Source organism: Planosporangium thailandense (genome assembly GCF_011947195.1).
In the GTDB taxonomy this organism is placed as follows: Bacteria; Actinomycetota; Actinomycetes; order Mycobacteriales; family Micromonosporaceae; genus Planosporangium; species Planosporangium thailandense.
In genome coordinates this window covers 23,693-36,859 of record NZ_JAATVY010000013.1, presented here as the reverse complement: position 1 = coordinate 36,859, position 13,167 = coordinate 23,693, and the positions used below count along the sequence as shown (strand labels likewise).

The window sequence follows — 13,167 nt, the reverse complement described above, 5'->3', positions numbered from 1 at the left end:
CGGTCCTACCGGCGACGGCGGTCACCGGTAGGCACGCCCCGGACCGCCACCCCCAGCCGCCCACCCACGTCGACGGCGGCCAGGTCGCCGGACAGGTCGGTGCGTAGCACCCGGGCGCCGCCACGGGAGAGCCGGCCGAGTACGCCCATGTTCGGGTGCCCGTACACGTTGCCGGCGCCGACCGAGACGAGCGCCACCGACGGATGCACCGCGTCCAGAAACTGCGGGCTCTGGAAAGCACTTCCGTGGTGCGCCACCTTCAGCACCTCCACGGCCACCGGAGCGGCCAGGAGCGTCTGCTGCTCGTCCTCCTCGGCATCTCCGGCCAGCAGGATCGAGTGCCCGCGCTCGGTGACGCGCAGGACCACCGAGTTGTTGTTCGGATCCGACCTGGTGTTGACCAGTGGACGGCTCGGTCCGAGTACGGCCAGCCGCAGCCCGGCGCTGGCGTAGACCTCGCCGGCCACCGCCACCCGTACAGGAGTGCGGCACGCGGCGGAGACGTCGAGCACCTGCCGGTGCCCGAGGGCCGGCTCGGGGTGGGCCGTCGTCACCACCGCCCCCACCGAGCGGCCCCGGAACACGCCCTCCACCCCGCCCGCGTGGTCGGCGTGGAAGTGAGTGATGACCAGCAACGGCACGTGGCGGACGCCGAGGCGGCGCAGGCACCCGTCGACGGCGGTCGGGTCCGGCCCGGCGTCGACGACGACGGCCTGGCCGGACCCGACCGGCAGCACCACGGCGTCGCCCTGCCCCACGTCGCACACAACCATCAGCCACCCGCGCGGCGGCCAGCCCGGCGCGACCATCCGTACAGGCAGCGCGCCGACGACGGCCGCCACGGTGACGACAGCGGCCAACCGGCGCACCAGCCGGTGCCGGGCGGCGACGAGCAGCGCCGCGAGGACGGCAGCCAGCAGGACGCCGCCGACCGCGCCAGCCGGCCACGGCGCGACGCCCGCGGGGGTCTGCGCGCCGTAGTGGCCGACGAGGACGAGCCACCGCGCCGGCCACGCGGCGAGCCACGCCACCATCTCCGCGCCGGTTGGCCACACCGGGGACAGCAGCGCCGCGACGACCCCGAGCACGGTGGCCGGCGGGACGGCCGGTACGGCGAGCAGGTTGGCGGGCACCGCGGCGAGCCCCACGGTGCCTGACAGGGCGGCGATGACAGGCGCGCACGTGAGCTGGGCCGCCGCCGGTACCGCGACCGCCTCGGCCAACCCGGCCGGTACCCGCCGGCGCCGCAGCGCGTCCCGCCAGCCGGGTGCGACCAGCAGCAGACCCGCCGTGGCGAGCACCGACAGCGCGAAGCCCGGATCGCCGGCAAGCTGCGGGTCGGCGAGGACCAGGACGACCACCACGGCGGCGAGCCCCGGAACCGCGGAGCGCGGCCGGCCGCTCGCGAGCGCGACGAGGGCGAGCCCGCCGAGCGCGGCGGCGCGCAGCACGCTGGGCGACGGGCGTACCAGGATCACGAACCCGACCAGCGCGACGGCGCAGACGGCGGCGGCGAGCCGGGGGCCCGCACGACACCAGCGCGCCAGCCCGAGCACGAGCCCTAGGACGATGGCGACGTTGGATCCGCTGACCGCGAGCAGATGCGTCATCCCGGTCGTACGGAAGTCGTCGGCGACGGCCGGCTCCAGCCGCGTGGTGTCGCCGACGACCAGGCCCGGCAGCAGCCCACCGGGCTCCGACGGCAGCGGTGCGCAGGCTTGCCGCAGCCCGGCTCGTAGCCGCCCGGCCGCCCGCTGCGCCCAGGAGGCGCGCCCGACGAGCCGGGGCGCGCCGGGCACCGTCAGCACGGCTGAGCGCAGGTCTCCCCCGCGCGGCGCTCCGATCCGGCCGTCTACCACCACCCGCTGTCCGGGCAGGAGGCCCTGCCAGGCAGGGTTCTGGGCGAGTACCAGTACCCGTACCGACAGGCGGAGCGCGGGACGACCGGTCGCCCGCACTCGCGTGAGGTCGGCCGCGACGGCGTACTGCGCCGGCCGACCCGCCACGCCCCGCGTCGGGCGGGGATCGTCGGTGACCGTCAGCTCGGCGTGCACGCCGGCCCGTTGGTGGGCGAGGACCGCCACCGGGCCGGAGTCGCGCAGCGCCACCCGACATGCCGTGGCGGCGCCGCCCGCGACGACGCCGATGAGGACGCCGATGACAACGGTGCGAACCGGAAGGCGGCCGACGGCGGTCCGAGCCGGAAGCCCTGCGGCCGCGATCAGTGCTGCGGCGACCGCCGCGACTGCGGCGATCACCGCTCCGCCCGACCACGGGAGGCGGAGCGCCACGAGCGCGGCCACCCAGGTGCCACCGGCGACGCCGGCGAGTCGCAGATCCGGGTACTCCGCCGCGCTCACACTGTCACCAGCGGCTTGAGCTGGTTGAACCGGGCAGTGCCCAGACCCTCCACCTGCCGTAGCTCGTCGACCGAGCGGAACTGTCCGTGCCGGGTGCGGTAGTCGACGATGTGCTGGGCGAGCACAGGTCCGATGCCTGGCAGCGCCTCGAGCTGGGCGGCGGTCGCGGTGTTGAGGTTCAGCGGACCCGCAGCCGGTCCCCCGCCCGGCGCCCCGCCGCCCGCGGGTGCGGCGACGCCCGGTGGTGGGGTGACCCCGATCGTCACGAGTTCTCCGTCGGTGAGCTTCCGGGCCAGGTTGACGAACGACAGGTCGGTGTCGGGTAGCGCGCCGCCCGCCGCGTCGACGGCGTCGGCGACCCTGGCCCCGCTCGGTAGCCGGATCAACCCGGGATGGTGTACGCGGCCGGTCACGGCGACCACGACGGCACCCGACGGGCCGCTCGACGCGCTCGGCGCCACGGCCGGTTCGGTGTGCGCGGCGACCTGCTCCACCTGCGGCCGGGCCCGCCACGCCAGGAAGGCGGCGATGGCGATGCCGATCGCAGCCACGGCGGCGAGCGCCCGCAGACCGCGCCGCCCCGGGTCCAGCGCGCTCACCACCCCGCGCAGCCCACCTGCGTCCGCGAAGCCCGATCCCGCCTGGGGATCGATCACCACCCCTTCGTCTGCCGACGGATGAAGGGCTGGCGGTGGGACCGCCGACGGATCGAGCGCCGGCGGCAGCCTCGTAGGCGGATCCGATGACGGATCGGTGGGCGGATCGGTCGCGGCCCGGGTCGGCCCGGCGCCGATGTCCTCGACCTCCGGCAGGCCGACGACCCGAATGAACCGCTCCCGCACCGCATCGTCGGCGGCGTCTCGACGTGATGCGAACATGCGGCGAAAGCTAGAGCGACGCCCCTGGACTGCGCGGCCCTCGGCGGCGGCGCTGTGGACAGCGAGGGTGCCTGTGGACAGGCCAAGGCGTTCCCTGCGACTGTGTTATAAGCGACTGATCACTGCGCACACCAGCCCCGGGCCGGTGTGCGCGGCGACGGCGGCGCCCACCTCGGTCGTGTACACCCGGCGTACCCGGTCTCCCAGCCGAGAGGTGATCGACTGGCGCAGCCCCTCGGCCCGCTCGGCGGCCACGAGATGGTGTACGGCGACGTCGACCTCGGCATCGCCGGCCGCGTCGACCGCGAGGTCCACGAGCCGGGCCAGGGCACGGCTGGCGGTCCGTACCTTGTCGCTCACAGCGATCCGGCCGTCGCCCAGGCGCAGGATCGGCTTGACCGACAGGGCCGTCCCCAGCAGCGCGGACGCCGCCCCGATGCGTCCGCCCCGGCGCAGGAACTCCAGCGTGTCGACGTAGAACAGGGCGGTCGTACGGTCGGCCGCCGCGATCGCGGCGTCGCGTACCTCGGAAAGGGGTTTGCCGTCGGCCGCGGCCGACGCCGCGGCGAGGGCCGGAAAGCCGAGGCCCATGCCGGTGGAACGGGAGTCGACCACCTCGACGCGGTCGCCGAACTGTTCGGCCGCCATGCATGCGGCGTCGAAGGTACCGGAGAGCTGGGCCGACAGGTGTACCGAGACGACGCCGGGCGCACCGGCGTCGAGCAGGTCGGAGTAGGTCTCGGCGAAGACGTCGGGGGCCGGCCGCGAGGTCGTCACGTGGGTCCGCCTGCTCTCCAGGGCCTTGGCGACGTCGGCCGGCGTGATGTCGACGCCCTCCAGGCCCGGCACCCCGGCAATGACGACGGTCAGCGGGACGACGGTGAGGCCGGCCTCCGCCGCGACCGAATCGGGCAGGTATGTGGTGCTGTCGGTGACCACAGCGACGCGCTCAGATCGGCCGGCCATGTCGGCACCGTAACCGATGACGGTCGGATCAGAAACGGCTCCTCGTCATGCCGCCCGCGCGTGGGTCACCATGAACGGCACCCCCTGCATGCAGTGGCTCATCACGCCCTTGACGACATGGCCCTGTACGACCACGTTGTTGCCGGCCTTCACGACGGCGGTGTCGCCGTTCAGGAGGTGGTAGAGGTGGCCACCGCTGCGCAGCATCAGGCAGCTGGGCTCGGCTCCCGTGTCGACCTGCCCCTGCAGTGTGATCTCACCGGCGACCGTGGACGGGCCACCGGTCGGAGGCGGGACCGGAGCACCCGTCGGCCCGCCACCGGTCGGCCCGGTAGCGGGCGTCGACGGGGAACCGGACGCGACGGCCGACGCCGACGGCGATGGAGCGATCGAACTGCCCGCGGACCTGCTGCCGTCTGCCGCCGACGGCGTTCCGGCGGGTCCGCCGCAACCGGTCAGCAGGCCGGCCGCGGCCAGCGAGACGAGCAGGGTGGTGACAGCGCGCTGACGAGAACCCATGGACATGGGACGCCAGCCCACGCCGTCCGGTTCCGGAACGAAGCCGCCGGGTCGGTTCAGCCGGCGTTGTACGCCCGCAGCTGCCAGCCTCGGCGCGTGTCGAGGCGTAGCTCGACCCAGTGGCAGTTGTCCATGATGCCGAGGGTGCGCAGGACCGAGTCCGGCCAGCCCAGCAGCGTGACGACGCCGCGCCGGATGGCGCTGCCGTGGCTGGCCACGACGATCGTCGCGCCCGCGTTCGCGGCGCACACGTCCTGCAGCGCAGCCGTCACCCGCTTACCGACCTCGTCGAGGTCCTCGATGCCGAACTCGGGCACCGGAAGCCCGGCCCGCCAGCGCTCGCTCTCTTCCGGCCAGCGGGCGGTGATCTCCGGGTTGGTGAGGCCCTGCCACTCGCCGTAGTGGCGCTCGCGAAGCCGGGCGTCGTAGGTGACGTCCAGCCCGGTGACGGCGGCGAGCGCGGCGGCGGTGTCCGCGGCTCGGCGCAGGTCACTGGCGACGATCAGATCGGGATGCAGCTCGGCGAGGCGCGCGGCGGCAGCCTGCGCCTGGGCGCGTCCGGCCGCGCTGAGATCGACGTCGAGCTGCCCCTGTACCCGGTTGGCGGCGTTCCAGGCGGTCTGACCGTGCCGCCACAGCAGAAGGCGCGTCACGCCGACGCTTCGGTGTCGCCGCTCGCACCGGCGCCACCTCCGGCGCCACCACGGCCGCCTTCGGCCGCGACCAGGTCACGGTCGACGAAGGGGATCCTCGGGCAGTCCTTCCACAGCCGGTCGAGTGCGTAGAACTCGCGCTCCTCCGTGTGCTGGACGTGTACGACCAGGTCGACGTAGTCCAGCAGCACCCAGCGACCGGCGCGCTCACCCTCGCGGCGAACCGGCTTCGCCTTGTCCGGCAGTTCGAGCAGCTTCTCCTCGATCGCGTCCACGATCGCGAGCACCTGGCGCTCATTCGGCGCCGACGCGAGCAGGAACGCATCGGTGATTACGAGTTGGTCGCCCACGTCGAGGATGACGATGTCCTGTGCCTTCTTGTCAGCGGCCGCCTGCGCGGCGGCAAGGGCCAGTTCGCGGGCGCGCTCGTTTGCGGGCACCGGACTCCTCTCGTCGTTACGTTCATACCGATACGGCCGGCCGTCCGGCCGTCCGAGATTCAAGCCTCTCACGCGTACGGGCGAAGTGCCGCTCCGATATCAAGGAGCTATCGGTACAAATGCCGTTTCGCGATGTATTGCACCACTCCGTCCGGCACCAGATACCAGATCGGCTTGCCCGCGGCGACACGCTGCCGGCAGTCGGTCGACGAGATCGCCATGGCGGGGACCTGCACCAGACTCACCGTGTCGGCGGGCAGATGGGCGTCGCTGAGCTCGAACCCCGGCCTGGTGACCCCCACGAAATGGGCGAGCGTGAAGATCTGGTCGGCGTCCTTCCACGACAGGATCCGCGCGAGCGCGTCGGCGCCCGTGATGAAGTACAGCTCCGCCTCCGGCCCGTACACCCGGCGCAGATCGCGCAGCGTGTCGACGGTGTACGTCGGGCCGTTGCGGTCGATGTCGACCCGGCTGACGTGGAACCGCGGGTTGGACGCCGTCGCGATCACGGTCATGAGGTACCGGTCCTCGGCCGGGGCCACCTTCACGTCGTCCTTCTGCCACGGCTGCCCGGTCGGCACGAAAACGACCTCGTCGAGGGAGAACAGGTCGGCCACCTCGCTGGCGGCGACAAGGTGGCCGTTGTGGATCGGGTCGAACGTGCCGCCCATGATCCCGATACGGCGGTGAGGCGCTTCCATCCGCGGCATGGTAATGGCTGGGCCTCACTTGTCGATCAGCGACCGTACGGCCAGCGCGCGGCGCAGGTCGTCGGTGCGGTCCGCGACGACCCGCCGCAGCACGGCGGGCAGGTCCGCGCGGTCGAGCAGGCGCTGGGCCGCGTCGACCGTCGCCGGCCGGACCGCGTACCTCGGGTAGACGGCGCCCGCCACCTGGTTGACCACCTGGGCGCTGCGCCGGGCAGCCAGGTCGGGCATCTCGTCGAAGTACCGCGACACGTACCGCCCGGTCAGCTCCTCCTGCTCGGGGTGCCAGAAGCCTTCCGCGAGCGCGAGCGCCAGCCGGTTGGACAGCGTGTCGTCGCCCACGATCGCGTCCCAGGCCCACGCCTTCGCGGCCGCGTCGGGCAGCGCCGACCGGCAGCGTGCCGCGTGCTGCTCGCCGTGCGCGCTGCGGTCCCGCCCGCTCTCGGCGTCGATGTCGGCCGCGCCGGCCGCCCCCAGGACGACCAGCCGCCGCAGCACCGCCCAGCGCAGTTCGGCGTCGACGGGGAGGCCCGCGGGCACGCTCGTACCGTCCAGCCAGCCGCGCAGCACGTCGACCTCGGCGGCCCCCGCACACCGGACAAGGCCCCGGGCGGCGGCGAGTTGCCGGTCGCTGCCCGCGGCCGCCGACCCGACGACCCGGGCGCACACCGAGGCCAGCGCGGCGCTCGCGCCCGCCCGGAGTTCGGGTGTCAGGTACTGGCCCACCGTGATGGCGGCCGCGAACCCGATCACCTCGGTGAACAACGTCGAATCGGGCTCGGTCGGGAGCCCGGCCACGGCCAGGTCGACGAAGGTGGTCGGGGCGATCTCGGCGTCCCGGGTGGCGTCCCACGCGGCGCTCCACAGCAGCGCCCGGGCCACCGGGTCGACGACCGCCGGCAACAGCTCGGGGAGCGCCGCGAGCTCGGCGTCGGACAGCCGCACCTTCGCGTACGTGAGGTCGTCGTCGTTGGCCAGCAGCAGCGCGGCAGCCGGCCGGCCCGCGAGGGCAGGTACGGGCGTGCGCCCCTGATCGGCCGGGTCGACGTCCACCTCGACGCGCTCCCGCCGTACCACCCGCCCGTCGGCGGCCCGGTCGTACAGTCCGAGCGCGAGCCGGTGCGGGCGCAGCACCGGACGGCTCGGCGGCGCGCTCTGGACGACCGTGACGCTCTTGTAGCGACCGCCCGCGTCGACCTCGGCGACCGGCCGCACCGTGGTGACACCGCTCTCACGCAGCCAGAGCGCGGCCCAGCCCGACAGGTCCTGGTCGCTGGCCTCGCCGAGCGCCGCGATCAGGTCGGCCAGGGTCGCGTTGCCGTGCTCGTGGGCGACGAAGTACTTCCGCAGGCCGGCGAAGAAGGCGTCATCGCCCACGTACGCGCCGAGTTGGCGCAACGCGGCGGCGCCCTTGGCGTACGAGATGCCGTCGAAGTTGAGCAGCGCCGCCGCGACGTCGTCGACCCGCTCGGGCGCGACCGGATGGGTGGAGGGGCGCTGATCGGCCGCGTACCCCCAGGTCTTGCGGCTGATGGCGAAGTCGGTCCAGGTGCCGGTGAAGCGGGTCGCCTCGGCCGCGACCCGCACCCCCATGTACTCGGCGAATGACTCATTGAGCCACAGGTCGTCCCACCAGCGCATGGTGACCAGGTCGCCGAACCACATGTGCGCCATCTCGTGCGCGATGACGATCGCCCGCTCCATGCGCTGCGCCTCGGTCACCGCGGACCGGAACACGAACTCGTCGCGGAACGCCACGCAGCCCGGGTTCTCGACGGCGCCCCAGTTGAACTCCGGCACGAACGCCTGGTCGTACTTGCCGAACGGGTACCGGCTGTCGAACAGCTCGTGGTACCGGTCGAAGCACCGCGCCGTCACCTCGAACAGTTCGTCGGCGTCCCGGTCGAGGTGTTCGGCCAGCGCCGCCCGGCAGTGCAGGCCCAGCGGGATGCCGTCATGGTCGGCGTACCGGGAGTGGAGTGGCCCGGCGACGAGCGTCATCAGGTACGTCGAGATCGGCGGCGTGGGCACGAACCGCCACCGCCCCGGCTCCACCTGCTCCCCCACGCCGTTGGCCAGTACCGTCCATTGCGGCGGGGCCGTGACGGTGAGCGTGACGGGCGCCTTCAGGTCGGGCTGGTCGAAGCAGGCGAAGATGCGGTCAGCGTTGTCCGGACCCGCCATGGCGTACAGGTACACCTCGCCGTCGGCCGGGTCGACGAAGCGGTGGAGCCCCTCCCCGCTGTTCGAGTACGCCATCGTGGCTTCCACCACGAGCTCGTTGTCGGCCGCGAGGTCGGTGAGCGGCAGCCGGTTGTCGTCGAGGTCGGCGACGTCGAGCGCCCGGCCGTTGAGGGTGACGGAGCGCAGCGCGGCCGGGCGGAGCTCCACGAACGTGTCCTCCCCGGGGTGCGCGCACCGGAACCGCACGACCGTCGTCGAGGCGAACCCGTCGCCGTGGGCGGTCAGGTCCAGGTCGATCGCGTACTCGTCGACGGACAGCAGTGCGGCCCGCTCGGCCGCCTCGGCTCTGGTGAGGCTCGGCATGCAGGTCATCCTGCCTTCTCCCGGATCCGTGCGTGGGCCCGCACCCCGGTCACCCGCCCCTCCTCCGTGTCATCCGGCTGTGAGTGCTGTCGTCATCCGGCTATGAGTGGGCTGTCGTCATCCGGCTATGAGGGCCCGGATGGCGGCCATCCGGGACACTCGGGGAGCCAACTCCCGAAGCTGCAGCGCCAGGTTGACGGCGGCCAGCGCCGGATCCGGATCGGCTGCGTCCACCCCCATCCGATCCCGGAGCCAGGTCACCACCTCGCTCCACCGGTAGTACGCCGTGCCGGACCGGGTCTCGGCCGGCTCCGGGAAGGAGCCTGCGCCGGTCCGGCCGACGACCCAGAGCCGGACCGCCTCCGGGGAACGGCCCACGCGTTCGGCGACGGTGTCGGTCGTCACCAGGCCGTCGTCGCGCACGCTGGCCGCCCTGAGGCCGACGGCGTCGAGATCGCGCACCGCTGTCACGACGCCGTCGATCAACGTGGGCGCGTCCCGCTCGAAGCTGATGACGACTCCGCGCTGATGCGGGATACCGGTGACCGTGGCGTCCCGGCACCGCTCGGCCAGCGCGTCTCGCGCCACCTCGTCGAATGGCTGTTCGACCACGATGCTGAACCGCTGGGATCTCATCGCCGCCGCTCCCCCGCAGCCCGGCCGGGTCGGCCGTCCGCATGCGCCGAGGTGCTCCGGATGAAGGTGATCTCGTTCATGCCGCCGAGCCAACCAATGACGCAGGCTGCCGGGAGTGGCCAGAAGAGGGGGCCATTCGGGGACCAGCGAAATGGCCCCCGGGGCCAGAAGGGGGCCATTTCGGGGGCCATTCGGGGGCCGGGGCCATTCGGGGGCCGGGGCCATTCGGGGGGCCAGACGGCGCGGATTCCAGGGAGCCAGCACAAGCCGGACGGAGCCAGCCGAGCGTCCGGACCGGTCGGTGCCGACGCGGCCGGTCCGTGGCCGACACGGCCGGGCGGCGGCGACGCGGCCGGGTGTTGGCGACGCGGCCGGGCGACGGCGGCGAAACCGCGCTACGAGCGCACGATGATCCGGTCGATGTCGGGGGCGTAATTGACCGGGTTGCTGAACTGGATGCTGTTGGAGCCCTTGTCGAGCCTGATCCGCAGAACGAGCGAGCCGACGGTCTCCCCATCGCCGGTAGCCGGGAACTTCACCGTCACGAAGCGCCCGTCGTTGACGCTGACAGCGGCGCTGCGGTCAACAGCGGAGATGTAACGGATGTCGACGGTGAAGACGCCACCGAACGGAACGACGATCCGGTTGAAGCGCAGCGAGTTCTCCGGATCGCCACCGATGTGCTCGATCACCTGGCCACCGGATGCTCCTGCCACCGGGCGGATACGCGTTTCACCGGTCAGGTCGTTCGCGGCCGACTCGGCCTCGACGCTGACCGGCGCGATCGGCGGCTGGGTGGGCGGCGGCGGCGCGGGTCGCGTGGTGGTAGGTGGCGGCACGCGACCGGACGCGCTGCCGGTGGGGATCGCGGACGGATACCCGGGCGGGGCGCTCGGCAGCGGGTTCGGCACCTGCCCCATGGGCAGTGGGCTCATCCGGGCGGGTAGGGGCGGCAGCGACCGGGACGTGTTGTTACCGGTGACCGCCAGGGCGGCGACGGTGCCCACCAGCCCGAGCGCGGCGACCCCTGCGATGACGAAGGTGATACGGGCCCGCCGGCCACCGGCGTGCTGACCGCGGTATGCCGGCACAGGGATCCAGGCCGGCAGGTTCCTTCCGTCCGCCATCGCTCTCCTCCTTCCACGGCCGATCCGGGCGTCGCTGCCGGGCCGAGCCCGGAAACCGGCTCTCTGGCGCCTCTCAAGAAAGCCCGCGGCGGCGCGGCCATGTATTCACAATCGACTATGAGGACGGGGTATGGCAAGGGAGTGACGGGACGATGGCCGGCCATTTGCAATCGGACCCGAAACGTCGACGGCAACGTTTCTAGCTGGGGAAACAAACAGTAAAGACTGTTTAGTAACTGACCGCAGTCAAGCCGTACCGTAACGCACGCATTTGAACGCGATATTACTGACGGGTACCCCGGTTATAGATGTGCGATATCGCGCAGACAACCCGACAACCGCTGCGACCGAGGAGCGACCGAACTCCAGACACCCGGCTCCGCGTACGTCGCGCGGTTCGACTCCGGCCACGATGCCCAGCCGCATACGCCCGCCCTGGCGCCCCCCACAGCACACGCCGAGCCCTGATCCGCGCGACCAAACCGATCTTGTCCCACCCCACCGATAGGGTTGGACCGCTCAAAACACACGGGGGAACCACAGCATCGCCCGGCCGGTGATCTGGTGGACCCGGCACCGAAGGAGACAACCGCATGACGACGCCACAGCCGGGCGCCGCCGCCAGCCCGCCCTCCGGCACTGGTGCCCCGACCGCCGATTCGAAGCCGAGCCACAGCCCCTGGCTGGTGCTCTTCGTGCTGTGCCTCGGCTTTTTCATGATCCTGCTGGACACCACGATCGTGAACATCGCGATCCCGAACATGATCGACCGACTGCACGCCTCGCTGGACCAGATCCTGTGGGTGCTCAACGCCTACATCCTGGTCTACGCGGTGCTGCTGATCACCGCCGGTCGGCTCGGCGACCTGTACGGCCCGAAACAACTGTTCATGGCCGGCCTGCTCATCTTCACGCTGGCCTCGGCCGCCTGCGGCATCGCCCACAACCCGGGCCAGCTCATCGCGGCCCGGGTGGCGCAGGGCCTGGGCGGCGCGCTGCTGACCCCGCAGACGCTGTCGGTGCTCACGGTGATCTTCCCACCGCAGAAGCGCGGCGCGGCGTTCGGCATCTGGGGCGCCGTCGCCGGCGTGGCGACGATCGCCGGCCCGACCCTGGGTGGGTTCATCGTCACGCACTGGGGCTGGAGCTGGATCTTCTTCGTCAACGTGCCCATCGGTGTGCTGGCCCTGGCGCTCGCCGCGGCCGTGATGCCCAACCTCAAGCTCAACCGTCGCCACCGCCTCGACCTGCCCGGCACGGTGCTCGCGACGGTCGGACTGTTCCTGGTCACGTACGGCCTGATCGAGGGGCAGCCGCACGACTGGGGCAAGGTCTGGGGCTCGATCACGATCACCGAGGTCATCGTCGCCGGGATCGTCGTGCTGGCGCTGTTCATGATCCAGCAGTACCGCCAGCGGGACGGTGAGCCGCTCGTGCCGATGGCGATCTTCCGTGACCGCAACTTCTCGGTGATGAACTTCGTCGGCGCGACGCTGGGCTTCGGCATGCTGGGCCTGTTCCTGCCGATCGTGATCTTCCTGCAGTCGGTCCTCGGGCTCAGCGCCCTGCAGGCCGGTCTGACGACCGCGCCGATGTCGGTGGTGTCGATGGTCGTCGCGCCGTTCGCCGGCCGGATGGCCGACCGTATCGGCGGCAAGTTCATCCTGATGGCGGGGCTCGCCCTGTTCGCCGTCGGCACGGGACTCATGACGGCGGCCGCGCACCCCGACATGAACCGGTGGCACCTGCTCCCCGGGCTCCTGGTGAGCGGGCTCGGCATGGGCCTGACCTTCGCCCCGCTGCAGACCGTGGCGATGCGCAACATCGAGCCGCGGATGGCGGGCGCCGCGTCCGGGTTGATCAACACCACCCGCCAGCTGGGTTCGGTCATCGGCTCGGCGGCGGCCGGGGCGCTGCTGCAAAACCAGCTCGCGACGAAGCTGAGCGCGTCCGCCAAGGCCCACGCTTCGGCGCTGCCGCCGCAGTTCCGCGACCGGTTCGTGGCGGGCTTCAGCCACGCCTCGGGCGGCAGCCTCGAAGTCGGCGCCGGCCAGAACGGCGTGAACTTCGGTGGCCAGGTGCCGGACGCCGTTCGGAAGATCATCGTGGACACGTTCCACGAGGGCTACACCAACGCGATGCGGGTATCCCTGATCCTGCCGTTCGCGGTCCTCGCCCTCGCCTCCCTGTCCTGCCTGCTGGTCAAGCGCAGAAGCCGGTCGGGGCAGGCCGACACGCCGGCGGGAGCCGGCGCCCCCGAACGCGTCGGCGCCTGATCCGCCGCCTGCGCCTGGCCCGACACACAGCCAGGCGCAGGCGCCCGCCGCGACCAGC

General features: G+C 72.4%; 11 protein-coding genes. 1 reads left to right on the top strand and 10 read right to left on the bottom strand.

All coding sequences use genetic code 11. The features are described from left to right. Positions 1-5 precede the first annotated feature (5 nt). The 10 genes from HC031_RS18430 to HC031_RS18385 form a co-directional block, all read right to left on the bottom strand. Positions 6-2,360, bottom strand: a complete 2,355-nt coding sequence (locus HC031_RS18430) for a ComEC/Rec2 family competence protein (protein ID WP_167926592.1) — start codon at positions 2,358-2,360, stop codon at positions 6-8. Then, a complete protein-coding gene (locus HC031_RS18425) occupies positions 2,357-3,238 on the bottom strand; it encodes a ComEA family DNA-binding protein (RefSeq protein ID WP_167926591.1) in 882 nt (293 codons plus the stop codon). The genes HC031_RS18430 and HC031_RS18425 overlap by 4 nt, the downstream gene beginning before the upstream one ends. A 105-nt stretch (positions 3,239-3,343) precedes the next feature. Further along, positions 3,344-4,204 carry a DegV family protein gene (locus tag HC031_RS18420; RefSeq protein ID WP_167926590.1) on the bottom strand — a complete coding sequence of 287 codons (861 nt, stop codon included), beginning with the start codon at positions 4,202-4,204 and terminating at the stop codon, positions 3,344-3,346. A 45-nt stretch (positions 4,205-4,249) separates the two neighbouring features. Continuing rightward, positions 4,250-4,729: a hypothetical protein gene (locus tag HC031_RS18415; protein WP_167926589.1), complete on the bottom strand. Its 480-nt coding sequence runs from the start codon at positions 4,727-4,729 to the stop codon at positions 4,250-4,252. Positions 4,730-4,779: 50 nt separating this feature from the next. Further along, on the bottom strand, positions 4,780-5,376 hold the full coding sequence (locus tag HC031_RS18410; protein ID WP_167926588.1) for a histidine phosphatase family protein: 597 nt from the start codon (positions 5,374-5,376) through the stop codon (positions 4,780-4,782). Then, positions 5,373-5,816 (bottom strand): ribosome silencing factor, encoded by a 444-nt coding sequence (rsfS, locus tag HC031_RS18405; protein WP_167926587.1) that lies wholly within the window; start codon positions 5,814-5,816, stop codon positions 5,373-5,375. The genes HC031_RS18410 and rsfS overlap by 4 nt, the downstream gene beginning before the upstream one ends. Positions 5,817-5,923: 107 nt before the next feature. Further along, the gene (gene nadD / locus HC031_RS18400) at positions 5,924-6,517 is read right to left on the bottom strand and encodes a nicotinate-nucleotide adenylyltransferase (protein WP_167926586.1); all 594 of its coding nucleotides are present in this window, start codon (positions 6,515-6,517) and stop codon (positions 5,924-5,926) included. A 24-nt stretch (positions 6,518-6,541) separates the two neighbouring features. Next, complete coding sequence (pepN, locus tag HC031_RS18395; protein ID WP_167926585.1) at positions 6,542-9,070, bottom strand: aminopeptidase N; 2,529 nt, start codon at positions 9,068-9,070, stop codon at positions 6,542-6,544. A 117-nt stretch (positions 9,071-9,187) separates the two neighbouring features. Further along, complete coding sequence (locus tag HC031_RS18390; RefSeq protein WP_167926584.1) at positions 9,188-9,706, bottom strand: hypothetical protein; 519 nt, start codon at positions 9,704-9,706, stop codon at positions 9,188-9,190. A 395-nt stretch (positions 9,707-10,101) separates the two neighbouring features. Beyond that, on the bottom strand, positions 10,102-10,833 hold the full coding sequence (locus tag HC031_RS18385) for a carbohydrate-binding protein (protein WP_167926583.1): 732 nt from the start codon (positions 10,831-10,833) through the stop codon (positions 10,102-10,104). A 593-nt stretch (positions 10,834-11,426) separates the two neighbouring features. On the opposite strand from HC031_RS18385, the gene HC031_RS18380 reads away from it, so the two are divergent. Beyond that, positions 11,427-13,109: a DHA2 family efflux MFS transporter permease subunit gene (locus tag HC031_RS18380; RefSeq protein ID WP_167926582.1), complete on the top strand. Its 1,683-nt coding sequence runs from the start codon at positions 11,427-11,429 to the stop codon at positions 13,107-13,109. The last annotated feature ends 58 nt before the right edge of the window (positions 13,110-13,167 follow it).